At 63.1% G+C, this 21,298-nt stretch carries 20 protein-coding genes and 1 pseudogene; 10 read left to right on the top strand and 11 right to left on the bottom strand.

The annotated features are described in order from the left end of the window. Positions 1-74: 74 nt before the first annotated feature. On the top strand, positions 75-1,046 hold the full coding sequence (locus EN859_RS06460; RefSeq protein ID WP_127852384.1) for an AraC family transcriptional regulator: 972 nt from the start codon (positions 75-77) through the stop codon (positions 1,044-1,046). Between the two features lie 12 nt (positions 1,047-1,058). On the opposite strand, the gene EN859_RS06455 is transcribed toward EN859_RS06460, so the two are convergent. The 7 genes from EN859_RS06455 to EN859_RS06425 all read right to left on the bottom strand — a co-directional run bounded on the left by EN859_RS06455 (position 1,059) and on the right by EN859_RS06425 (position 7,813). Then, positions 1,059-2,144 (bottom strand): ABC transporter ATP-binding protein, encoded by a 1,086-nt coding sequence (locus EN859_RS06455; protein WP_127852385.1) that lies wholly within the window; start codon positions 2,142-2,144, stop codon positions 1,059-1,061. A gap of 46 nt (positions 2,145-2,190) precedes the next feature. Then, complete coding sequence (locus tag EN859_RS06450; protein ID WP_127852386.1) at positions 2,191-3,294, bottom strand: ABC transporter ATP-binding protein; 1,104 nt, start codon at positions 3,292-3,294, stop codon at positions 2,191-2,193. Next, the gene (locus tag EN859_RS06445; protein ID WP_127852387.1) at positions 3,291-3,524 is read right to left on the bottom strand and encodes a hypothetical protein; all 234 of its coding nucleotides are present in this window, start codon (positions 3,522-3,524) and stop codon (positions 3,291-3,293) included. Before EN859_RS06445 ends, EN859_RS06450 begins: the two co-directional genes overlap by 4 nt. Next, a complete protein-coding gene (locus tag EN859_RS06440; protein ID WP_127852388.1) occupies positions 3,521-4,480 on the bottom strand; it encodes a carbohydrate ABC transporter permease in 960 nt (319 codons plus the stop codon). The genes EN859_RS06445 and EN859_RS06440 overlap by 4 nt, the downstream gene beginning before the upstream one ends. 1 nt (position 4,481) lies before the next feature. Then, entirely contained in the window at positions 4,482-5,387 is a 906-nt protein-coding gene (locus EN859_RS06435; protein WP_127852389.1) for a sugar ABC transporter permease, read from the bottom strand. 66 nt (positions 5,388-5,453) lie between these two features. Continuing rightward, positions 5,454-6,770, bottom strand: coding sequence for an ABC transporter substrate-binding protein (locus EN859_RS06430; protein WP_127852390.1), 1,317 nt, complete (start codon positions 6,768-6,770; stop codon positions 5,454-5,456). 359 nt (positions 6,771-7,129) lie between these two features. Continuing rightward, positions 7,130-7,813, bottom strand: a complete 684-nt coding sequence (locus tag EN859_RS06425) for a TetR/AcrR family transcriptional regulator (RefSeq protein WP_127852391.1) — start codon at positions 7,811-7,813, stop codon at positions 7,130-7,132. A gap of 113 nt (positions 7,814-7,926) precedes the next feature. On the opposite strand from EN859_RS06425, the gene EN859_RS06420 reads away from it, so the two are divergent. From EN859_RS06420 to EN859_RS06410, 3 genes are read left to right on the top strand one after another with little or no spacing between them, the layout of a single operon-like run. Beyond that, positions 7,927-9,123 (top strand): Tm-1-like ATP-binding domain-containing protein, encoded by a 1,197-nt coding sequence (locus EN859_RS06420; protein ID WP_127852392.1) that lies wholly within the window; start codon positions 7,927-7,929, stop codon positions 9,121-9,123. 11 nt (positions 9,124-9,134) lie between these two features. After that, positions 9,135-9,989: a phosphoenolpyruvate hydrolase family protein gene (locus tag EN859_RS06415; protein ID WP_127852393.1), complete on the top strand. Its 855-nt coding sequence runs from the start codon at positions 9,135-9,137 to the stop codon at positions 9,987-9,989. Between the two features lie 16 nt (positions 9,990-10,005). After that, positions 10,006-10,425: a cupin domain-containing protein gene (locus tag EN859_RS06410; protein ID WP_127852394.1), complete on the top strand. Its 420-nt coding sequence runs from the start codon at positions 10,006-10,008 to the stop codon at positions 10,423-10,425. Here EN859_RS06410 and EN859_RS06405 read toward each other — a convergent pair. Then, positions 10,422-11,612: a Xaa-Pro peptidase family protein gene (locus tag EN859_RS06405; RefSeq protein WP_127852395.1), complete on the bottom strand. Its 1,191-nt coding sequence runs from the start codon at positions 11,610-11,612 to the stop codon at positions 10,422-10,424. The two genes, EN859_RS06410 and EN859_RS06405, sit on opposite strands and share 4 nt — an antisense overlap. Before the next feature lie 397 nt (positions 11,613-12,009). Here EN859_RS06405 and EN859_RS06400 point away from each other — a divergent pair, with 397 nt between their 5' ends. From EN859_RS06400 to EN859_RS06380, 5 genes are all read left to right on the top strand, one after another. Then, positions 12,010-13,620: an ABC transporter substrate-binding protein gene (locus EN859_RS06400; protein ID WP_127852396.1), complete on the top strand. Its 1,611-nt coding sequence runs from the start codon at positions 12,010-12,012 to the stop codon at positions 13,618-13,620. A gap of 134 nt (positions 13,621-13,754) precedes the next feature. After that, entirely contained in the window at positions 13,755-14,741 is a 987-nt protein-coding gene (locus tag EN859_RS06395; RefSeq protein WP_127852397.1) for an ABC transporter permease, read from the top strand. Continuing rightward, complete coding sequence (locus EN859_RS06390; RefSeq protein ID WP_127852398.1) at positions 14,738-15,568, top strand: ABC transporter permease; 831 nt, start codon at positions 14,738-14,740, stop codon at positions 15,566-15,568. The genes EN859_RS06395 and EN859_RS06390 overlap by 4 nt, the downstream gene beginning before the upstream one ends. Then, positions 15,565-16,179: an ABC transporter ATP-binding protein gene (locus tag EN859_RS06385; RefSeq protein ID WP_127852399.1), complete on the top strand. Its 615-nt coding sequence runs from the start codon at positions 15,565-15,567 to the stop codon at positions 16,177-16,179. The genes EN859_RS06390 and EN859_RS06385 overlap by 4 nt, the downstream gene beginning before the upstream one ends. Next, a complete protein-coding gene (locus tag EN859_RS06380) occupies positions 16,176-16,682 on the top strand; it encodes an L-2-amino-thiazoline-4-carboxylic acid hydrolase (RefSeq protein WP_127852400.1) in 507 nt (168 codons plus the stop codon). The genes EN859_RS06385 and EN859_RS06380 overlap by 4 nt, the downstream gene beginning before the upstream one ends. A gap of 30 nt (positions 16,683-16,712) precedes the next feature. On the opposite strand, the gene EN859_RS06375 is transcribed toward EN859_RS06380, so the two are convergent. The 3 genes and pseudogenes from EN859_RS06375 to EN859_RS06365 all read right to left on the bottom strand — a co-directional run bounded on the left by EN859_RS06375 (position 16,713) and on the right by EN859_RS06365 (position 19,810). Then, on the bottom strand, positions 16,713-17,495 hold the full coding sequence (locus EN859_RS06375; protein ID WP_127852401.1) for a DeoR/GlpR family DNA-binding transcription regulator: 783 nt from the start codon (positions 17,493-17,495) through the stop codon (positions 16,713-16,715). A gap of 66 nt (positions 17,496-17,561) precedes the next feature. Next, positions 17,562-18,946: pseudogene (locus EN859_RS06370) on the bottom strand (glutamine synthetase family protein). A gap of 177 nt (positions 18,947-19,123) precedes the next feature. Continuing rightward, positions 19,124-19,810: a GntR family transcriptional regulator gene (locus EN859_RS06365; RefSeq protein ID WP_127852402.1), complete on the bottom strand. Its 687-nt coding sequence runs from the start codon at positions 19,808-19,810 to the stop codon at positions 19,124-19,126. Between the two features lie 305 nt (positions 19,811-20,115). Between EN859_RS06365 and EN859_RS06360 the strand changes: the two genes are divergently transcribed. After that, the gene (locus EN859_RS06360; RefSeq protein WP_127852403.1) at positions 20,116-21,243 is read left to right on the top strand and encodes a BMP family ABC transporter substrate-binding protein; all 1,128 of its coding nucleotides are present in this window, start codon (positions 20,116-20,118) and stop codon (positions 21,241-21,243) included. Positions 21,244-21,298 lie beyond the last annotated feature (55 nt).

The following is a 21,298-nucleotide window of genomic DNA, read 5'->3' as shown; positions in this document are numbered from 1 at the left end:
TTTGCAGCGCAACATTTGACTGCAGTGCAACATAGGGAGTGACCGTCTGGAGTTTCCATGCTAGAAACACCATTATGCTTGATCATTCGTCCAAACTTCCAATCACCGGCGATCCGCTGACCGACATATTGCGCGGGTTGCGGCTCGACGGCGTCGAGTATGGCCGCTGCGAACTGCAGGAGCCCTGGGGCCTCCAGTTTCCGGCCCAGGCGGCAGCGCGGTTTCATTTCATCGGCCGCAAGGGGTGCTGGCTGCTGCAGCCCTCCGGCGAATGGGTGGAGCTCAAGGCGGGCGATGCGGTGCTGCTGCCACGCGGCGCCGCACACGTCCTGGCCAGCGAGCCAGGCGTCGAGGCTTCGCCGATCCAGGGCTATGAAGTCGCAGAGGTCTGCAAGGGCGTCTACTGCATGTCCAACGAAGGCTGCCGGCCGGGAACCCTGCTGTTTTTCGGCAGCATGTATTTCAATCTCGACGGCTTGCACCCATTGCTCGGCATGATGCCGGATGTGATGCGCGCGCACGAGCTGGAAGCCTATGAACCGGGCATCCCGCATTTGCTGGAGGCCATGGCGCGCGAAGTGACGATGGAGCGCGTCGGGTCCGGCGGCATCCTCGCACGGCTTGCCGATGTGCTGGCCGCCACCGTCATCCGCTCATGGGTCGAGCGCGGCTGCGGCGACTCGTCAGGATGGATCGCGGCGGTGAGAGACCGCGAGATCGGGCGGGTGCTGGCCGCGATCCATCTCGAACCGGACCGCGACTGGACGGTCGAAACCCTGGCCAGGATGATGGGCGCCTCGCGATCGGGTTTCGCGGAACGCTTCGCGACGATCGTCGGCGAAACGCCGGCAAAATATGTCACCCAGGTGAGAATGCATCAGGCGCGGCAATGGCTGGTCCGCGACCGGCTGAAAATCTCCGTTGTCGCCGCACGTTTGGGCTACGAATCCGACGCATCCTTCAGCCGCGCCTTCAAGCGCGTCATCGGCTCGGCCCCCAGCCATCTCCGCGCCGAGGAACAGGTCGAGATCCGCCAGGCCGGCTAAGCCTTTGCAACCTTATCCGGCGTGCCGCAAGCTGACGCCGCTGCCCTTGTCGAACAGCACCACCTTGTCCGGGTTCCAGGCAAAGCGCACCGGCTGCTCGATCTCGACGTCGGTCCTGGCCGGCACCGTGGCGCGCAGCATCGTATCGCCGACCCGCAGTGTCAGGATTTTTTCGACGCCGTGGTTCTCGACATCGTGGACACGCGCCTCCACCGGTGCACCGGTCTCGAGATAGACATCCTCGGGACGAATACCGAAGACGAGCGGGCGACCGTCGGTCGCACCGCCCGTCTTGGCTCCCCCCGAAAACGGCAGTTCGAAATTCAGCGGCGCCATCACCGCACGGCCGTCGACCAGTCTGCCGTCGATGAGGTTCATCGGCGGCGAGCCGACGAAGCTCGCCACATAGGTGTCGCGCGGATTGTTGTAGATCTCGTGCGGCGTGCCGGTCTGCACGATGCGGCCATGATTGAGCACGCCGACCTTGTCGCCCATCGACATCGCCTCAATCTGGTCGTGCGTGACGAACAGGAAGGTGGCGCCGAGCTGCATCTGCAGGTTTTTCAGCTCGGTGCGGAGCGCCTCGCGCAATTTGGCGTCGAGCGCCGACAGCGGCTCGTCCATCAGGAACACGCGCGGCTTGCGCACGATGGCGCGGCCGATGGAGACGCGTTGCATCTCGCCGCCCGAAAGCCGGTCGGTCTTGCGGTCAAGCAGATGCTCGATGCGCAGCGTCCTGGCGGCGCGGTCGACGCGGTCCTTGATCTCGGCGTCGGGCAGCCGGCGGATCTTCGGCTTCAGCGGAAATTCGAGGTTTTCGCGCACTGTGTAGCGCGGATAGAGCGAATATTGCTGCAGCACCAGTGCCACGTCGCGCTCGGCGGCACCCCAGTCGGCGACGTCGACGCCATCGATGAAGACCTGGCCCTCGGTCGGCTTTTCCAGGCCGGCGATCATGCGCAGCGTCGTCGTCTTGCCGGCGCCGGTCTCGCCGAGCAGGACGAAGAACTCGCCATCGGCGATGTCGAGATCGAGCCCGGTCAGCGCGGTGTGGTTGCCGAACTTCTTTGAGACGTTCTTGAGCTGGATATGGGCCATGGTCAGCGCGCCTCCGCCCGGTTCTTTGAAGCGTTGGAAAGCGCCATCACAGTCTCACCCCCAGCGATCTGCCGCTCGCCGTATCGAAGAAATGCGCCTGGGCCGGGTCGATCCTGGCGAAAACCTTTTCGCCCGGCCCGCTGACGAAGCCGCTCTTGGTGCGTGCGCGCAGCATCTTGGAGCCGACCATGAGGTCGACGATGTCGAAGGATCCAAGCGGCTCGACGATCTTGGTCTCGACCGGCAAGAACCCTTCCGCCGCCTCGCGACGAACGATGACGCCTTCCGGCCGGATGCCGAGTGCAAGCTGACCGCTGGCATGGCCGTTGAGCTTCGACAACAATGCGCGCGGAAATTCGAAGCCGGCGGCGGCTCCGCCGACCGTGACCGATGCCGACGCGGCTTTCTCGGTCACCGACGCCTCGGCGACGTTCATCACCGGGCTGCCAACGAACTGCGCAACAAACAGGTTGGCCGGGTGCGAGTAGACCTCGTCCGGCGAGCCGACCTGCTGCAGCACGCCCTCATGCATGATGACGATGCGGTCGGCGAGGCTCATCGCCTCGATCTGGTCGTGGGTGACATAAATGCTGGTCGAGCCCTGCTTGATGTGCAGGCGCTTGATTTCGGCTCGCATCTCCTCGCGCAGCTTGGCATCGAGCGCGCCGATCGGCTCGTCCATCAGCATCGCCTTCGGCCGCCGCACCAGCGCCCGGCCGATGGCCACGCGCTGCATGTCGCCACCGGAGAGCGCCGATGGCTTCTTTTCGAGGAGATCGGTGATCTGCAGCGTCTTGGCGACAGAGCGCACCTCGCTATCGATCTCCGCCCTGCTCTTGCGTGTCGCCCTCAGCGGGAAGGCGACGTTCTCGTAGACGCTCATATGCGGATAGAGCGAGAACGATTGGAAGACCATGGCGATGTCGCGGTCGGCGGCCTTGAGATGCTGCACCGGTTTGCCGTCGATGAGGATGTCGCCGCCGTCGATCGTCTCCAGCCCGGCTATGGCCCGCAGCGTCGTCGTCTTGCCGCAGCCCGACTGACCGAGCAGCACGATGAACTCGTTGTCGTCGATCTTGAGATTGAGGTCCTTGATGACCTGGACGGCGCCGAAATATTTCTGGACGCCGCGAAGCTCGATCTGGGTCAATGCTGTGCTCCCGGATTTCGCGCCAGGTCTCCTGTTTGCCCGGTGCCGGCCTCTTCGTCCGGCGCGATCTTCGAAGTGACGTTGAAGCCGATCAGGCCGATCAGGATAATGGTGACGCCGTAGCTGTGTAGTAGCATGTTCCAGGGTTGGCAGAGCGCGATGATGCCGAGCACCATCAGCACCTGGCTGCCCGGTTCGAGATATTTCTGGTTGATGGCGCGAAAGCTCATTTGCGGATCGCTCCGAAGGACATGCCGCGCAGGAGATGGTTGCGGAGCAGGAAGGTGAAGATCGCGACCGGCAACAGGAACAGGAAGGTTCCGGCGGCAATCACCGTCCAGTCAGGCAGGCCGGCGCCGACCTGGCTGGGGATGAAGGGCGGCGCCGTCTGGGCGCGGCGGTTGGTCATGATCAGCGCGAAGGCATATTCGTTCCACGCCGTGATGAAGCAGAAGACGGCGGTGGCGGCGATGCCGGTGGCGGCCTCGGGCAACACGATCTTGAAGAAGGCCTCCATGCGCGTGTAGCCGTCGACGAGGGCCGCCTCCTCATATTCCTTCGGTATCTCGTCCATGAAGCCTTTCATCAGCCAGACCGAGAAGGACAGATTGAAGGCGGTGTAGAGGATGATCAGGCCGAGATGGGAATCGTTGAGGCCGACCGCCCGGTACATCAGGAACATCGGGATGGCGACGACCACCGGCGGCAGCATGCGCGTCGACAGGATGAAGAAGAGCAGGTCCGCCTCGCCTTTCACCCTGAAGCGCGAGAAGCCGTAGGCGGTGAAGGTACCCATGCCGACGGCCAGGATGGTCGAAGTGATGGCGACGATCAGCGAGTTCATGAAACGGCTCGGGTAGCCGGACCACTGCACCCGGCCCTTGCCGTCACGCACGATCTTTTCGCCACCGTTGAAGACGACGCGCTCCCACCACGGGGCAGCCGCATACTCCTCCGGCGTCGGTGGGCTACGCAGTTGCGAGCGCTTGGTGAACAGCTTGACGAATGGCGATATCTCCGGCTGGAAAACCACCGTCGGCGGGATGGTGGTGGCAAGGTTGCGCGGCTTGAACGCCGTCGAGGCGATCCAGTAGATCGGCGCCAGGAAGATGATCGTCACCACCAGCACGGCGACGATGGCAACGCGGTTGAAGCCGATTTCGGAAGAAGTGCGGACGGCAGCCATCTCAGCGCTCCTTCACTTTGTTGAGGTATTTGACGTAGATGTTGGTGATCGCCAGCACCATGATCAGTACGATGTAGGCGAGCGCGCAGGAGCGCCCTGTCTGCCATTCCTGGAATGCCATCTTGTAGAGCCGTATCGAGATCAGCTCGGCCGTCGGCTGGCTGGTCAGGATATAGGCGAGGTCGAAGGTCTTGAACGCCTCCATGGTGCGGAAGATGACCGCGATCATCAGGATCGGCGCGACCAGCGGCAGCGTGATGCGGAAGAACGTGTAGAACGGCCCTGCCCTGTCGATCGCCGCCGCCTCGTAGAGATGCTTGGGCACCGCCGAAAGACCGGCCAGCGACAACAGCATGACGAAGGGCGACCACATCCAGATGTCGGTCAGCGCAACCGCATAGAGCGCCATCTTCGGGTCCGACAGCCACTCGAAGGTGCCGAGGCCGAGCGCATAATTGATGATGCCGAAGGACGGGTCGTAGAGCAGTTTCCAGAACAGGCCGACGACCGCCATCGACAGCATCATCGGCAACAGCAGGAGCGTCGTCAGCAGGCCCTTCAGCGGAATGTCGCGGTTGAGCAGCATGGCCACGCCGAAGCCGACGACCAATTGGCCGACAACGGAGATGATGACGTATTTCGCGGTGATGGCGAAGTTGGACCAGACATAGGGGTCGTTGAGCAGGTCGCGATAGTTCTGCAGCCCGACGAAATTCGCCGCCGCGTTGGTCGACGCCCTGAAATCGGTGAAGGAATAGCCCAGCGAATAGATCAGCGGGAAGATGTTGAAGACGATCAGGAACAGGATCGTCGGGATGATGAAGAGGTTGCGGATCGAAATGTCGCTGAGACCGCGCGCGGCGGCCCGCGAGGACCTATCCAGTGTGGTGATCATCGTGGTCGCCAAGACCCTGCTCCCGTTTCACAAAATAAAACGGAGGAGGCACGAAGCCCCCTCCGTGAGGCATGACGATTATTGGCCGCGGCCGTATTTCTTGAACGTCGCGTTCCAGTCGGTCGCCAGGGCGTCCAGCGTCTCCTTGGCGGTGCCTTGGCCACCGATCATGTACGGATAGATGCGCTGGTTGAGCTGCTGCAGCAGCTCGGCGTATTCCGGCACCGCCCAGAAGTCCTTCACCTTGAACATGGTCTCGTAGAAGGCCTTGTTGTAAGGCGTGGCGTTCTGGAATTCAGGCGACTTGAGCACTGCGGCACTGCAGGTGTAGCCGCCAAGTGCCGCCCACTTCTTCTGGGTCTCGTCCTTGATGAACCATTCCAGGAACTTCATCGCCTCGTCCTGCTTTTGCGAGTAGGACACGATGGAGATGCCCTGACCGCCGAGCGCGGCGAACTGGTCGCCGTTCGGGCCGGGAGGGTTGGCGAAGAAGCCGGTGTTCTTGGCGTTCGGGTTCGACGCCTCGTTGATCAGCGAGGGGAAGAACGCGAAATAGTTCATGCTCATCGCGGCCAGGTTTTCGGTGATCGCCTGGTTGTCCTCGACGAAGAACGCCTTGGCCCAACCCGGAGGCGTGAACTTGTAGAGTTCCTTGTAGGCGTCGAGCGCCGCGACCGCCTTGTCGGAGTTGATGAAGCCATCGACCTTGTAGGTCGAATAGTCACCCAGTTCCCCGCCATAGGAGAACAGCGCGTTCTCGAAGCCCATTGCCATCGCGTCATAGGAGTTGTCGGTGTAAATGGCGATGCCGTATTTCTTCTGATCTGGCCGGTGGAAGAATTCGGCGATGTCGCGCAGCGCCTTGAAATCCTTCGGCACATCGAGATCGTAGCCGTATTTGGCCTTGAAAGCTTCCTTTTCCTTGGGGTCCTCGAACCAGTCCTTGCGGTAGGACCAGCCGACCGCATCGCCCTCAAGCGGGATAGCCCAGTATTTGCCGCTGTTGCCGGGATACTCGGCGTAGTATTTCACCGTCGCCGGCGCCATCACGTCGCCGAGCTTGTGCTTGTTGAAGAAGTCGGTCAGGTCGACATAGTGGCCGCCGGTCGAGCCGGCGCCAAGCCATTGCGAGTCGCCGACCACCAGGTCGTAGGCGTCGCCATGGGCGTTGAACTCGGTGAAGGCCTTGGTTTGGAAGTCGGACCATGGCGTGGTTTCCACCGTGATCTTGACGCCGGTTTCCTTCTCGTACTCGTTGCCGAGTTCCTGCAGGTAGTTGGCCGGATCCCATTCGGCCCAGAAGATGGTGAGTTCCTTGTCCTGCGCGTAAACCGACGTTCCGCAGGCGAGCACTAAGCCGATACCAGCAAGCACGCTGGTCAGTGTCTTGCGCATAATGATTTCCTCCCTTGTGCGCATTCTACCTTGTCATGCGAGCCGGCAGCGAGGCCGGCTCTGGTAGTTCCTCCCGTGATGGCACCGCTCCGGTTTTGGGCCTCCTCGCCCGACCGGAAATGGATCTCAGCCCTCACTTTCGATCCGCTTTGTCAGTCCTGATCTGGTATTACCAATTTCAGATGCACGTCAAGCTCTTTCTTGGGCGATAGCTGGCGCTCAGGCAAGCGGATTCCTGCTGTATCTGCCTGTTTTCCCTGAATTTTCCTACTCCTTGATATGTGAGCCCCTTGTTTCGACCGCAGCACCGCATCTATAATGCCTAGTCGGTGTCCTCATCTGGTCGAACCAGATCTGCTCTATTTCACGGCTGCCGCCGGTGCTGTCCTGTCTCCTCCGGCCATCGATTCCAACACAGCCGACCGCACCAGTACGCCGGCTGCCCATTGCGCGACCGACATCATCCTGCGGCTGTCCAGCCCCCAAATATCCTTCAGCACAATCAGCATTTCAACGCCGAAGATCAGCGACAGGGCCTGCGCCAGGCGCTTGAATTCGCGCGGCGGCAATCGGCCCTTGAGCGGCGCGATCGCGTCCTTCAAAAGATCAACACGATGGCCGCGCGTAAAGGCCGGCTCGCCGCCTAGCGTGCCTGCCTGCCGCTGCGCCCACTGGTCGAGCGACAGCTTCAGCGCCGCCTTGAACGTCGCTTCGAAAGCCTCGATGCGCGGCATCGCCGTGTCGAACAGTTCGGCAACCCGGCGCTCGGGATCGGTCGAGGCTGATTGCCAGGAAAGGATCGGCCCAAGCCCCTCGTCGACCACCGCCTGCACCAGCGCCGCCTGGCTCGGAAAATAACGATAGGCGGTGGCGCGGGAAACTTCCGCTGCTTCCGCGACCTCGCTGACCGAGGGCGTGGCGCCTGCCTGCATCAGCCTGGTCGCCGTCTCCAGCATCAGCCGCCTTGTGCGCGCGCGAGCCCCACGCTTCGCTCCTTGGCCGGCATCATCGTTGACTGCTGCTTGTTGACGTGAGACATCCATATCAATACGATACGCACGTCTCAAAAAATTGCAATGGCCTTCGCGCTGCCGAACGGTCGGGCACAAGAGCGGCAGGCGGCAAAGTCGAGCTCACTTGCGACCGAGGGAACGCTATGAAGCGCATCTATGTGGTGGGCACCGCTGATACCAAGGGCGAAGAACTCACCTTCCTGGCCGACACGATCGCCGCCTCCGGTGCTGCTGTCGCCCGCGTCGATGTCGGAACGCGTGGCGCCGTCGTGCCGGTCGATGTCTCGGCCGAAGAGGTCGCCGGCCACCATCCCGGTGGCCACAGCGCCGTGCTGGGCATTGATGACCGCGGCATCGCAGTCGCGGCGATGGGCGTCGCCTTCGCCCGCTTCGCGCAGTCGCGCAACGACATTGCCGGCATGATCGGCATCGGCGGCGGCGGCGGCACCTCGATCATCACATCAGGCATGCGCACGCTGCCGCTCGGCCTGCCCAAAATCATGGTATCGACGCTGGCTTCCGGCGACACCGCGCCTTATGTCGATGTCTCCGACATCGTCATGATGCCATCGGTGACCGACATGGCCGGACTGAACCGGCTGTCCCGCGTCGTGCTGCACAATGCCGCCCAGGCGATCGCCGGCATGGTGGCGAAGCCGGCGCCGCCGCCCGATGGCAAGCCCTCGCTGGGCCTCACCATGTTCGGCGTCACCACGCCTTGCGTCACGGCCATCGCCGAACAGCTTCGCTCGACCTATGACTGCATGGTCTTCCACGCCACCGGCACCGGCGGCCGCAGCATGGAAAAGCTGGCCGACAGCGGCTTGCTGTCCGGCGTCATCGACATCACCACAACCGAAGTCTGCGACCTCTTGTTCGGCGGCGTACTGCCGGCGACTGAAGACCGCTTCGGTGCCATCGCCCGCACCCGGCTGCCCTATGTCGGTTCGGTCGGAGCGCTCGACATGGTGAATTTCTGGGCACCGCCGACAATTCCGGAAAAGTATCGTGGACGCCTGTTCTATGAGCACAATCCGAACGTGACGCTGATGCGCACCACTCCGGAAGAGAGCCGCAAGATCGGCGAATGGATCGGTGCGCGGCTTGCCCTTTGCGAAGGTCCGGTCCGCTTCCTCATTCCTGAAAAGGGCGTCTCGGCGCTCGACATCGAAGGCGGCGCCTTTTTCGATCCTGAAGCCGACACCGCGCTGTTTGAGGCCATCGAGCGAACGATCGGGCCGAGCAGCATGCGCCGCGTGGTGCGCCTGCCGCTCCACATCAACGACCCCGAATTCGCCAAGGCCGCGACCGCCGCCTTCCTCGACATCGCCAGACAGTGAGACGCCAAGACATGGCTGCGATACCGCGCAAGAAAATCCTGGAAAAATTCCGCAAGATGATCGCAGATGGCGTGCCGATCGTCGGCGGCGGCGCCGGCACCGGCCTGTCGGCCAAGGCGGAAGAGGCCGGCGGCATCGACCTGATCATCATCTACAATTCCGGCCGCTATCGCATGGCCGGGCGCGGCTCGGCCGCCGGCCTGCTCGCCTACGGCAACGCCAACGAGATCGTCAAGGAAATGGCCTACGAGGTGCTGCCGGTGGTGAAGAAGACGCCGGTGCTGGCGGGTGTCAACGGCACCGATCCCTTCGTCATCATGTCGCTGTTTTTGGCTGAACTGAAGACGATGGGTTTTTCCGGCGTGCAGAACTTTCCGACCATCGGCCTGTTCGACGGCCAGATGCGGCAAAGCTTCGAGGAAACCGGCATGGGCTTCGGGCTCGAGGTCGACATGATCGCCGAGGCGCACAAACTAGACTTGTTGACCACGCCCTATGTTTTCAACCCCGATGAGGCGCGCGCCATGACGAAAGCCGGCGCTGACATCGTCGTCGCGCATATGGGCGTGACCACCGGTGGCTCGATCGGCGCGACCTCGGCAAAATCGCTCGACGACTGCGTGATGGAGATCGACGCCATCGCCGCCGCCGCCCGCTCCGTGCGCAAGGATGTCATCCTGCTTTGTCATGGTGGGCCGATCTCGATGCCGGATGATGCCCGCTACATCCTAGAACGCTGCAAGGGCCTGCATGGCTTCTACGGCGCAAGCTCGATGGAGCGGCTGCCGGCGGAAGCCGCGATCGCCAGGCAAACGGCGGATTTCAAGGCCGTCGCGATCGGCGCTCCGAACGCCGTCGCCAAATGAGGGAAGGAGTGAGACGATGACCGACAAGAGCAAGGTGTTCGTGTATCCGAAGGATGTCAGCGCCTTCGGCTTCGACTGGGGCAGACTGTCGCTGACGGTCGCTCCCGAAGTGAACGGCGCTGCTCGCTTTTCCGGCGGCGTCGTCGACCTACCCTCCGGCAAGGGTCACTCGCGGCACAATCATCCGGGTGCCGAGGAAATCATTTTCGTCATCTCGGGCAATGGCGAGCAGATGGTCGAGGATGAGAACGGCAATCCGGTCGTTGCGAAGGTCGGCCCCGGCTGCACCATCTATGTGCCGGAAAGCCGCTTCCATTCGACGCTCAACACTAGTGATGGCCCGATGCAGCTTTTCGTCGTCTATTCGCCGGCCGGACCGGAACTGGCGCTGCGCGAGTTGCCGGATTTCAGGCTGCTGCCGGCGGGCGGCGGCTAAGCCACCCCACCCCTGTTCCACCCCCGGCCCCGGTCGCCGAACATGACGTAGCCGGTGTCGGTGACCGCCAGCGTGTCCTCCAGCTTGATGAAGCCGCGCGTCGGGTGGAGCATGGTCGTCTCGACCGAGAGCACCATGTTCTTCTCCAGCGGCTTTTCGGCATAGGTGCCTTCATAGGTCACCGGATGGTTGGTCATCAGGAACGGCGCTTCATGCGTGATCAGCCCCATGCCGTGGGCGAAAAAATCGGTATAGGGCGCGACCTTGGATTTCTTCAGCACGCCTTCGGCATGGGAGATCATGTCGCCGCCAAGCGTGCCCGCACTAACCTTGGAGAAGGCTGCCTGCTGCACCGTCTCGACCTCGGCCAGCAAATCTCTGAGCTCGGCATCCGGTTCGCCCAGCACGCCCATACGGCAGAGGTCGCCGATATAGCCATGGTAGTTGCCGCCTGAATCGATCGACAGCACCTCGCCCTTCTCCCACGCCTGCGGGGAGGCGGCTCGGTTGTGGCTGGAACCCAGCGTCAACAGGCAATATTCGAAATGTGCGCCGCGATTGGTCTCCTCGCGCCTGAGCTGCTCGATGATCTCGCTCTTGGTCGTGCCTTCGCGCGCCCAGGCAATGGTTGCGAGCATCGAATCGGTGATCAGTTCGGAGGCCATGCGCAGCTTCTCCAGCTCGGCTTCCGTCTTGATGGCACGCATGCGCTCCAGCATCGACGTCGCGTCGATCAGCTTGGCGTCGGGCAGCGCCTTGCGGATCAGCGTATAGGCGTCCGACGGCAGAAAGGCCGGCTCGATGCCGATGCGGGCGTCCGCCTTGTCGATCTTTTTCAGGTGTTCGACTGCGAGATTTGCAGCATCCAGCGTGCCCCAGCAGGCGGCGTGCAATGTCGGCGTCCAGAATGGGTGGTTCTGGTGCTCTGCGCCCTCCATGCGGTTGCCGATATAGGCGGCATGCTCCGGCCCGCCCTTCTGGTAGACGACAACAGGCAGATAGCGGCTGTGGCCGACCGCATCCATGGCGGCAAAGAAGATGAACTTGTAGCCGCCAAGCAAATATTGCGTGTTGTGCTTGGAGGTGGCGAGCAGCACGTCGATGCCGGCCTCCTCCATCAGCGCATCGATCCTGGTCTGGTCGAACGGGATATTGCTGACGGCATTCTTGCCCGGGGCGATGTTCATTGTCTCTCTCCCTGAATTCCCTGGCCTGAATTTCTTGACCCTGAATTCCCTGGCCGACTGGTCGGATCGCCGACTGTTTGGTCCTGATGTTCTGGCTGTCGGTCAAATCTGCATCATTTCGCCCGGTCTGGTCCAGCCAGAAATGGGCCGAACGGCCACCAAGTTCTAAAGCTGCCGGCCCACATCGACCGCATTGGCTTAATCTGGTCTTACCAGACCAAGCACATTGAACTGCTCCCTCGCACTGGTCCAGCGGACGAAATTTTCAAAGCCACGCCAGGATGCGCCAATTCCGTCTCTGGCGAAACCCCGGACAAGGCCCATAATCGCCGCCGCAAGGGATGCTCGCGAGCGTCGAGGGCGCCCGGCCGGGTCGCGGAGAGGACGGAGTTCGATCATGTCAGATTTCAGGATTTCCAGGCGTACCATGCTTGCCGGTTCGGCATTGCTTCTGGCCTCCACCGCCATGCCGACGATCGGCTGGGCGCAGACGCCGAAAAAGGGCGGCCGGCTGGACGTTGCCGCTGATTCCGAGCCGCGCAACCTCAATCCGGCGATCGTCGCCTCCAACGGCGTCTTCTTCATCTCGAGCAAGATCGTGGAGACGCTGGCCGAGGCCTCCTTCGACGGCAAGGACGGGCTCGACCCGCGCCTTGCCGTCAACTGGGAGGGTGCCACCGACGGCTTGTCGGTGACCTTCAAATTGCGCGAGGGCGTCAAATGGCATGATGGCAAACCCTTCACCTCAGCAGATGTCGCTTTCTCGGCACTGCAGATCTGGAAGCCGCTGCAGAATCTCGGCCGTACCGTGTTCAAGGACCTCGAGGCGGTCGACACGCCGGACGAACTCACTGCCGTGTTCAAATTCACCAAGCCAACACCGTTCCAGCTGATCCGCAATGCCTTGCCGGCGCTGAGCAGCGTGGTGCCGAAGCATGTCTACGAGACCGGAAAGATCGAGGACAACCCGGCCAACAATGCCCCGGTCGGCACCGGTCCGTTCAAATTCGCCGACTACAAGCCCGGCCAATATTACCGGCTGGAGAAGAATGCCGACTATTGGGGCAAGGACCAGCCCTACCTCGACGAGATCGTCTATCAGGTGCTGCCCGACCGCACCTCTGCCGCAAGCGCGCTCGAGGCAGAAGAGATCCAGCTTGCTGCCTTTTCCGCCGTGCCGCTTGCCGACCTGGACCGCATCTCCAAGGTGCCTGGCCTCAAGGTGATCACCAAGGGTTACGAAGGCCTGACTTACCAACTCGTCGTCGAGATCAACCATCGCCGCAAGGAACTGGCCGACCTGAAGGTGCGCCAGGCGATCGCCCATGCCATCGACAAGGATTTCGTCGTCAAGAGGGTGTTCCTCGGCTACGCCGCCACCGCCACCGGCCCGGTGCCGAAAAACGACCCACAATTCTACACGGCCGATGTTCCGACTTATGCTTTTGACGTCGCCAGAGCCAACGCCTTGCTCGACGAAGCCGGTTACAAGAAGAACGACGACGGCAAGCGCTTTTCGCTGCGGCTGCTGCCGGCGCCCTATTTCAACGAGACCAAGCAGTTCGGCGACTATCTGCGCCAGGCGCTCGCCGCCATCGGCATCGACGCCCAGCTGGTCAACAACGACTCGGCCGCACACATCAAGGCCGTCTATACCGACCACGCTTTCGACCTGGCGGTCGGGCCGCCGGTGTTCCGCGGTGACCCGGCGATCTCGACCACTATTCTTATGCAGAGCGGCATCCCGGACGGCGTGCCTTTCTCCAACCAGGGCGGCTACAAGAACGACGATCTCGATGCCCTCATCGCCAAGGCATCCGAGACGCTCGACACCGCCGCTCGCACAGAACTCTACAAGCAGTTCCAGAAGAAGGTTGCCGAAGACCTGCCGCTGATCAACATCGCCGAATGGAGCTTCATCAGCGTCGCCCGCGACACAGTCAGGAACATCGCCGACAACCCACGCTGGGCGGTATCGAGCTGGGCGGACACCTGGATCGAAGGGTAAGGTTTCTCTCCAGGCTTGCACGTCTCTTGTGTGGGTGCTCAGGTTGAACCATGAGAGTTCCTTCGCGCCCCCTCTGTCCTGTCGGACATCTCCACCGGCTTCACCCTCCCCGCAAAAGGGAGGGTAAAACGCGCATGACACGCGCCCTGACCCTGCTTCGCCGCCGTCTCGTCGGCAGCATCTTCGTGCTGCTGATCGTCGTCATTGGGACCTTCCTGCTGCTCGAAGCCGCGCCCGGCGACGCGGTCGATGCCTATATCGTCTCGACCGGCGGCGACGCCGGCATGATCGAACTGCTGCGCCACCGCTGGGGCCTCGACCAGACGGAGCTGACGCGGCTGGCCAATTATCTCTGGGCGCTGCTGCATCTTGACCTCGGCCAGTCGGTGACCTTTTCGCGGCCGATCCGCGACGTGATCCTCGAACGTCTGCCCAACACGCTGCTGTTGATGGGCAGCGCCACGGTGCTTTCCTTCGGTCTCGGTTCGGCGCTCGGCATCTATGCCGGCGCGCGGCCCGGCGGTTTTCGCGATCGCCTCCTGTCGATCGGCTCGCTGGCGCTCCACGCCGTGCCGGGCTTCTGGCTGGGACTGGTGCTGATCATCGTCTTCGCCGTCGACCTGCGCTGGCTGCCGATCGGCGGCATCGAGACCCTGGTCTCGGCCAAGACAGGCCTTGAGCGCGCTGCCGACATCGCCCGCCATCTCGTGCTGCCGGTGTCCGCCCTCGGCTTCATCTATCTCGCGCTCTATTTGCGTATGATGCGCGCCGGCATGGCCGAGGTCTGGCGGCAGGATTTTGTCCTGGCCGCCCGCGCCAAGGGACTTTCCCGCCGCCGCATCGTGCTCCACCATGTCGCCCGCAACGCGCTGCTGCCGCTGGTCACCATGCTCGGCTTGCAATCCGTCCAGATGCTGGGCGGCAGCGTCGTCATCGAAAGCGTCTTTTCCGTGCCGGGTCTCGGCCGGCTGGCGCAGGAGGCAGTGGCGGCGCGCGACACACCGCTGCTGCTCGGCATCATCCTTACCAGCGCCGTGCTGGTCGTCGTCATCAACCTTCTCGTCGACATCGCCTACGCCCTCCTTGACCCACGCGTTGGCGCCAGCGAGGCCGGCGCGTGAACCTGCTTCGCCGTTTCCTTCGCACGCCGGAAGCGATAGCCGGTGCGGTCATCCTGGCCGCACTGTTTGCTATGGCGCTCGCTGCATCCTTGCTCTTTCCCGGCGATCCGCAGGCCATTGCCGGGACGGCACTTCTGCTGCCGTTTCAGGACTGGTCGTTGCCGCTTGGCACCGACCGCCTCGGACGCGATGTGCTGGCCGAGCTTTTCCACGGCGCTCGCACATCGCTGGCCGTCGGGCTGGCGGCGGCAGCCGCCGCCCTTGCCGTCGGCGCCATCGTTGGCACGCTGGCCGGCTTTGCCGGCGGCCTCGCTGACGAGGTGCTGATGCGTATCACCGATGCGTTCCAGACCGTGCCGAGCTTCCTGCTGGCGCTGGCCTTCGTCAGCATCGTCGGGCCGTCGCTCGGCGTTGTCGTCGCGGCGATCGCACTCGGCGCCTGGACCGGCCCGGCACGTGTGGCAAGGGCCGAGGTGCTGTCGATCCGCGAGCGCGATTTTGTCGCCGGGGCCCGGGTCATCGGCATGCATCCGCTGGAGATCGCTTTTCGCGAAGTACTGCCCAACGCCTTGCCGCCGGTCCTGGCGCTGTCGTCGGTGATCGTTGCCGCCGCGATCCTCACCGAGGCGGCATTGTCGTTTCTCGGCCTGGGCGATCCCAACCGCGTCACCTGGGGCGGCATGATCGCCGAAGGCCGCGCCATGCTGCGCACCGCGCCGTTCCTGTCGATCATTCCCGGCGTAGCACTCGTGCTGACCGTGCTTGGCGTCTACCTCGCCGGCGAAGGCGTCGTCGAGACGACGGCGGCAATGAGGGGGCTGTCGTGACGGCGCTGCTTTCGATCCACGATCTGACGGTGACCTATCGGCGCGACGGCGTCGAGGTGACAGCGCTGAAAAACATCAGCCTCGATGTCGCTGCAGGCGAGAGTCTTGCCGTCATCGGCGAGAGCGGTTCGGGCAAGAGCACGCTGGCGCTGGCCATTGCCGGGCTGCTGCCGGGTTCAGCTAGAATTGAAGGCCGCATCGCCGCCCTGCTGCAGCGCGTCGAGCTGAGCGCCGATCTCGCCGGTCGCGCCATCCATGAAATCTCCGGCGGCCAGCGCCAGCGCGTCGCCATCGCCCGCGCCATCGCCACAAAGCCGTCGCTGATCGTGCTCGACGAGGCTGTGTCGGCGCTCGACGTGTCAGTGCGCGGACAGATCCTGCAGCTGCTGCTCGATCTACAACGCGAGGAGCGCATCGCCTATCTGTTCATTTCGCACGACCTCGGCGTTATCAGAGCCATCGCCCACCGTTTCGTCATTCTCGACGCCGGGCGGATCGCCGAGAGCGGCAACGCCCGCACCGTCATCGACGCGCCGCGATCGGCCATCGGCAAGGCGCTGGTGGCGGCGGCGCCAAGATTGAACAGGACCAGCAGGCAGGACGCATCATGACCAATCCCGAAGCCAGAGCCGAAACGCTGTCGCGCGAACTCGATTCAGCCTTCCGCAACCGGGCCGATCTCTATCGCCTGTTCCTTGACGAGCTGACCGCGGAATTCGGTGCCGAAAAGGCCGAGGCGATCATGATCCGCACCATCGAACAGCGCGGCAAGGAGGTTGCGGCGACAGCCTTCGCCGGCTTCGGACCCAACGACGCGCCGGCAATAGGCGAAGCATTTCTCGCCGTCAGCCCGGACGGCGGCCGCATGTATCCGACCGATGTCGAACGCAGCGATCACCACATCGCCTTCAAGGTGAAGCGCTGCCCGCTGAAGGATGCCTGGGTCGAGGCCGGCGTCGGCGACGAGAAGCTCGCCACGTTGTGCCGCATAGCCGGCGCCTTCGACCGCGGCTTGTTCGAAGCGACCGGCGTGCGCTTCGACAACGTCACCTGGACGCCGGGCCGCGGCTCGGGCTGCTGTCACATCGCGCTGACCAACAGGGATGCCGGTTAGAGCGACGGCTCCTCCATTTGCACAGCGCGGTCAGCCGCCGGCGAAAACATGGAGCTCCGTTCCGGCCTCTTCGATGGCCGCACGCATCTCGGCCCGCGGCCCGGAATCGGTGACGACGTCTGAAATGTCGCGGAAGTCGCAGACGTGCTCGAGGCTGGCGCGGCCGAACTTGTCGTTGGTCACGACCAGGACCGTCGACAGCGACCGGGACATCATCGCCCGCTTGACCGCCGCCGAACCCGAGATCATGTCGTTCGGGCCATCCGCGGTCACGCCCGACGCGCCGATGATGGCGAAATCGGCATTATAGCGGCGGACGAATTCGACAGTGTCTTCGCCAAGCACGCTGCCTTCACGGCTGTCATAGGTTCCAGGGCAAAGGATGACGCGGAAGGTCGGGTTGGCGCCGGCCACCGACGCCACGCCGGTGGAGTTGGTGATGACGACGAGGTCCCGCTTCAGTTGCGAGAGATTGCGCGCCTCCTCGTAGGTCGTCGACCCGCCGTCGATCATCACGATCTGGCCCTTTTCGATAAGGCCTGCCGCGCCGCGTCCGATCCGAGCGCGCTCCTCGACCATGGTCAGGCTACGCTCGGTGATAACCGGTTCGGACGTCATCAGCGAGATCGTCGCGCCGCCATAGGTGCGATTGATAAGCCCTGTCTCGCCCAGCTCGATCAGATCGCGGCGGATTGTCTCGCCGGCGACGCCGATGCGCCTGGCCAACTTGGAGATGCGTATAGACGCCGATCTGCGCACCTCGGAGAGGATCAGCTCGTGCCGTTCCTTCTTCGTCAGCCGACCTGGCCCCATGATCGTCCTACTCCTTTCTGCAATCAGCGCGTTCGCATGCCCGGCCGCGCCCCCCTTGGCCCACCGTCACACCTTGAGCAGCAGATGGCCTCGTTCCCACGATGTGACAACGCCCTGGAACAGGTCGAGCTCGACGTTCTTGACACGGAGGTAGGTCTGGAAGAAGTCCTCGCCGAGCAGCGCGCGAGCCGGACTGCACGCGGCGAAACGATCGAGCGCTTCCTCCATGGTTTTCGGCAGCGTGCTCTTGCTGCGATAAGCATTGCCCGACGCCTCGGGCGCTCGCGAGATCTTCTCCTCGATGCCGAGATAGCCTGCGATGAGCGAACCGGCCATTGCCAGATAAGGATTGGCGTCGGCTCCGGGCAGCCGGTTTTCCACTCGACGCGCGGCGCCGCCACCCGCCGGCACACGCAGGCCGCAGGAGCGGTTGTCGTGCGACCATCGATGTTGGCCGGCGCGCTGTGATTGGGCCGGATGCGGCGGAACGAGTTCACGTTCGGCGCAAACAGCGGCATGATTTCGGGGATGTATTTCTGCAACCCGCCGATGAAATGTCCGAACATCTCGGTGTCGGCACCATCACTGTCGGAAAACAGTGTCTTGCCGGCTTCGTCGACGACCGACATGTGGAGATGCATGGAGCTGCCGGCTTGTGCCGCGATCGGCTTGGCCATGAAGGTCGCATGCATACCACCTTCCTGCGCCGCCTGGCGCGCCATCCGCTTGAACAGCAGCACCTTGTCGGCCAGCGGCAGCGCGTCGCCATGCAGGAAATTGATCTCCAGCTGCGCCGTGCCCGATTCATGGATCAGCGTATCGAGCGGCAATCCAGCCGCCTCGGCATAATCGTAGAGGCGCCGGATCACCGGCTCAAACTCTTCCAACGCCGCCATGTCGTAGGGATGTTGCACGCTTTCGAAGCGACCATTGCGCCCGACCGGCGCGGTCAACGGCCGGTCTGGATCGGGGTTGGGTGCGGTCAAATAGAATTCGAGCTCCGGCGCCACCGCCGCCTGCCATCCACGCTGGCGACAGAGATCGAGCACGGCCCTCAGCACGTGGCGCGGCGAGGCCATCCACGGCCGATCGTCCATGTGAAAAGCATCGGCAAAGACATAGGCCTTGCCCGCACCGGCGCCGGGCGCCAGGCAGAGTGTCGCGACATCCGGCATCATCCGCATATCGGGGTCCTGATAGACGAAACCCTCGTCGATGGAACCGGAATAGCGGCCGTCGATGCTGACCAGGAATGCGCTGCTCGGCAGATAGAGCGCGCGATCCTCGAGTGACTTCAGGAACTTGGCCGAAGGCAAGGCCTTGCCGCGCAAGACGCCGTTCATGTCCGGCACCAGACACTCGACCTCGCTGATCGCGTGCTGTTCCAGCCAGCTTCCTGGATCATCCGTAGGGCTCACGGATGGTGCATCATTTGTCGTGCTCTTGAGCATCAGGTCACGTCCTTGCGAGCGCGAGAATGGCTTCGGCAGCGATTCCCCAGCGTCCGTGCCATGTAGGCCGCATTCTCCTTGAGGCGAAAGCGCATTTCGCCGTCGGTCATTATGCCAAGGACGGCCGCTTCCGGTTGAATGCCGCACAGGCTGGTCTCTTCGGCGGCTTCGTCGAGATCATGGACGCGCAGAGTCGGCGGTAGCAGCCGGCTTCACAGGGCCAGTTGCGGCAAAAACGGCGCTCGCTTCGCTGACGATGGAAACGTGATCCCTGGCGGCGCTTCCGGCGGCAGCGCCATCACCGCGCATGATTGCGGTAACGATCGCGTCATGCTCCTGCCAGGATTTGGCCAGGCGGCCCGGCAGCATGAATTGCGCGCGCCGGAACGGCGCCAGCCGGCTGCGCGTCATGACAGTCAGTTCGTAGATGTGCGTGCTGTGGGCGCCGCGATAGAGCCGGGTGTGGAACTCGGTGTTGAAATACTCATAATCCTCCTCGGCACGCAACTGGACGAGACGCGCCGAGGCCTGGTGCTCGATCTCAAGCGTACGGCGCTCACCGGCGGTCATCCGCTCGGCCGAGAAGCGGGCGCAGATCGCTTCCAGTTCGGCCATGCTTTCGAACATCGAGGCGAGATGCTCCTGCGTCACCACGGCGACGATAGCGCCCCGGTTGGGCCGCCTTTCGACCAGTCCCATGGCGCTGAGCCGGCTGAGCGCCTCCCTGACGGGTGTGCGCGATACGCCGAAGCGGGCAGCGAGTGAAGCCTCGTCGAGCTTTTCGCCCGGGCGCAGGAAGCCGGTGACGATCCGGTCGGCGATCGCCCTCACCATCTGATCGACGGTCGTGCCCGACCTGATCAAGCTGCGCTTTCCCGACACATCTCCTCCGTCCAGTTTCTTCGCATCCAGGCCATGAGGTGAACGGCTCGCGGGCCGATTTCGATTCGCCGGCATCCCTGTATGCCTAGGTTTTAATCCGCCTGTCAAACTGATCATTTTCAAGGCAAGAAGTGTATGCAATTGCCTCGCCCTTGTGCAGCGCGCATCAACGTTTCCGTTGATTTTATTCGATAAATTCTTGTTTCAAAACTGGCACATTGATTGCATGCACTTTTTCGAGAAGGCCGTTAACCGACCCGGAAAGGGTCCTAAAGGGGAGCATTCACATGACCGAGAGATTCATGCTTAGCCGCCGCGATCTGCTCAAGACCTCCGCCGCTGGAGCCGCACTCGGCCTGGCTTCAGCGTCATTTCCCATCAGCAGGGCCTTCGCCGCTGCCGCCACCGTCGGCTTCATCTATGTCGGACCCAAGGATGATTACGGCTACAACCAGGCGCATGCCGAAGGGGCGGCGACATTGAAGGCCATCGAGGGCATCTCGGTCGTCGAGGAAGAGAACGTCCCCGAGACGGTCGACGTCCAGAAGACGATGGAATCGATGATCAACCTCGACGGCGCTTCGCTGATCTTCCCGACCTCCTTCGGTTATTTCGATCCGCACATGCTCGCCATGTGCGCCAAATTCCCGGACGTGCAGTTCCGCCATTGCGGCGGCATGTGGAACAAGGACAAGCACCCGATGAATGCCGGCTCCTATTTCGGCTACATCGGCATGGGCCAGTACCTCAACGGCGTCGTCGCCGGTCACACCAGCAAGACCAAGAAGTTAGGCTTCGTCGCCGCGAAGCCGATCCCGCAGGTGCTGCTCAACATCAACTCGTTCCTGCTCGGCGCGCGTTCGGTCGACCCGGCAATCACCTGCCAGGTGATCTTCACCGGTGAATGGTCGCTGGCGATCAAGGAAGCCGAGGCCACCAACGCTCTGGTCGATCAGGGCGCCGACGTCATCACCTGCCATGTCGACAGCCCCAAGGTGATGGTCGAGACGGCCGCCGGCCGCGGCGCCTTCGTCTGCGGCTACCACGCCAACCAGAGCCCGCTGGCTCCCGAAAAGTACTTAACCGGCGCCGAATGGAACTGGGCCAAGGTCTACAAGATGTTCGTCGACGACCTCGTTGCCGGCACGCCGCTGCCCAACTTCACGCGCGGCGGACTGGCCGACGGCTTCGTCAAGATGAGCCCACTCGGCCCTGCTGTCAGTGAAGCGGCCCGCAAGCAGTTCGACGGCACGCTGGCCGAAATGATGAAGGGCGGTTTTTCCGTCATCAAGGGGCCCTTGAAGAGCAACAAGGGCGATGTCGTGGCGACCGAAAGCCAGGCCTTCGTCGAGACCGCCATCGAGCTCGAAAGCATGGACTATCTCGTCGAGGGCGTCGTCGGTTCGACCGCCTGAAGTTGAACGCGCGACCGGAGACGGGGCGATGGCAGATACGGTCAGCAGCGCGGAT

It is taken from the genome of Mesorhizobium sp. M00.F.Ca.ET.216.01.1.1, assembly GCF_004010325.2.
Classification (GTDB): Bacteria; Pseudomonadota; Alphaproteobacteria; order Rhizobiales; family Rhizobiaceae; genus Mesorhizobium.
The sequence above is the reverse complement of the archived record's forward strand: the minus strand, read 5'-3'. Positions and strand labels throughout refer to the sequence as shown.

What these genes read in the sequence shown, in the direction of transcription:
- EN859_RS06380 (WP_127852400.1), top strand. Translation starts at nt 16,176, where the DNA reads ATGACCAATCCCGAAGCCAGAGCCGAAACGCTGTCGCGCGAACTCGAT.
- EN859_RS06460 (WP_127852384.1), top strand. Translation starts at nt 75, where the DNA reads ATGCTTGATCATTCGTCCAAACTTCCAATCACCGGCGATCCGCTGACC.
- EN859_RS06425 (WP_127852391.1), bottom strand. Translation starts at nt 7,813, where the DNA reads ATGGATGTCTCACGTCAACAAGCAGCAGTCAACGATGATGCCGGCCAA.
- EN859_RS06410 (WP_127852394.1), top strand. Translation starts at nt 10,006, where the DNA reads ATGACCGACAAGAGCAAGGTGTTCGTGTATCCGAAGGATGTCAGCGCC.
- EN859_RS06445 (WP_127852387.1), bottom strand. Translation starts at nt 3,524, where the DNA reads ATGAGCTTTCGCGCCATCAACCAGAAATATCTCGAACCGGGCAGCCAG.
- EN859_RS06430 (WP_127852390.1), bottom strand. Translation starts at nt 6,770, where the DNA reads ATGCGCAAGACACTGACCAGCGTGCTTGCTGGTATCGGCTTAGTGCTC.
- EN859_RS06400 (WP_127852396.1), top strand. Translation starts at nt 12,010, where the DNA reads ATGTCAGATTTCAGGATTTCCAGGCGTACCATGCTTGCCGGTTCGGCA.
- EN859_RS06455 (WP_127852385.1), bottom strand. Translation starts at nt 2,144, where the DNA reads ATGGCCCATATCCAGCTCAAGAACGTCTCAAAGAAGTTCGGCAACCAC.
- EN859_RS06405 (WP_127852395.1), bottom strand. Translation starts at nt 11,612, where the DNA reads ATGAACATCGCCCCGGGCAAGAATGCCGTCAGCAATATCCCGTTCGAC.
- EN859_RS06440 (WP_127852388.1), bottom strand. Translation starts at nt 4,480, where the DNA reads ATGGCTGCCGTCCGCACTTCTTCCGAAATCGGCTTCAACCGCGTTGCC.
- EN859_RS06415 (WP_127852393.1), top strand. Translation starts at nt 9,135, where the DNA reads ATGGCTGCGATACCGCGCAAGAAAATCCTGGAAAAATTCCGCAAGATG.
- EN859_RS06420 (WP_127852392.1), top strand. Translation starts at nt 7,927, where the DNA reads ATGAAGCGCATCTATGTGGTGGGCACCGCTGATACCAAGGGCGAAGAA.
- EN859_RS06360 (WP_127852403.1), top strand. Translation starts at nt 20,116, where the DNA reads ATGACCGAGAGATTCATGCTTAGCCGCCGCGATCTGCTCAAGACCTCC.
- EN859_RS06375 (WP_127852401.1), bottom strand. Translation starts at nt 17,495, where the DNA reads ATGGGGCCAGGTCGGCTGACGAAGAAGGAACGGCACGAGCTGATCCTC.
- EN859_RS06395 (WP_127852397.1), top strand. Translation starts at nt 13,755, where the DNA reads ATGACACGCGCCCTGACCCTGCTTCGCCGCCGTCTCGTCGGCAGCATC.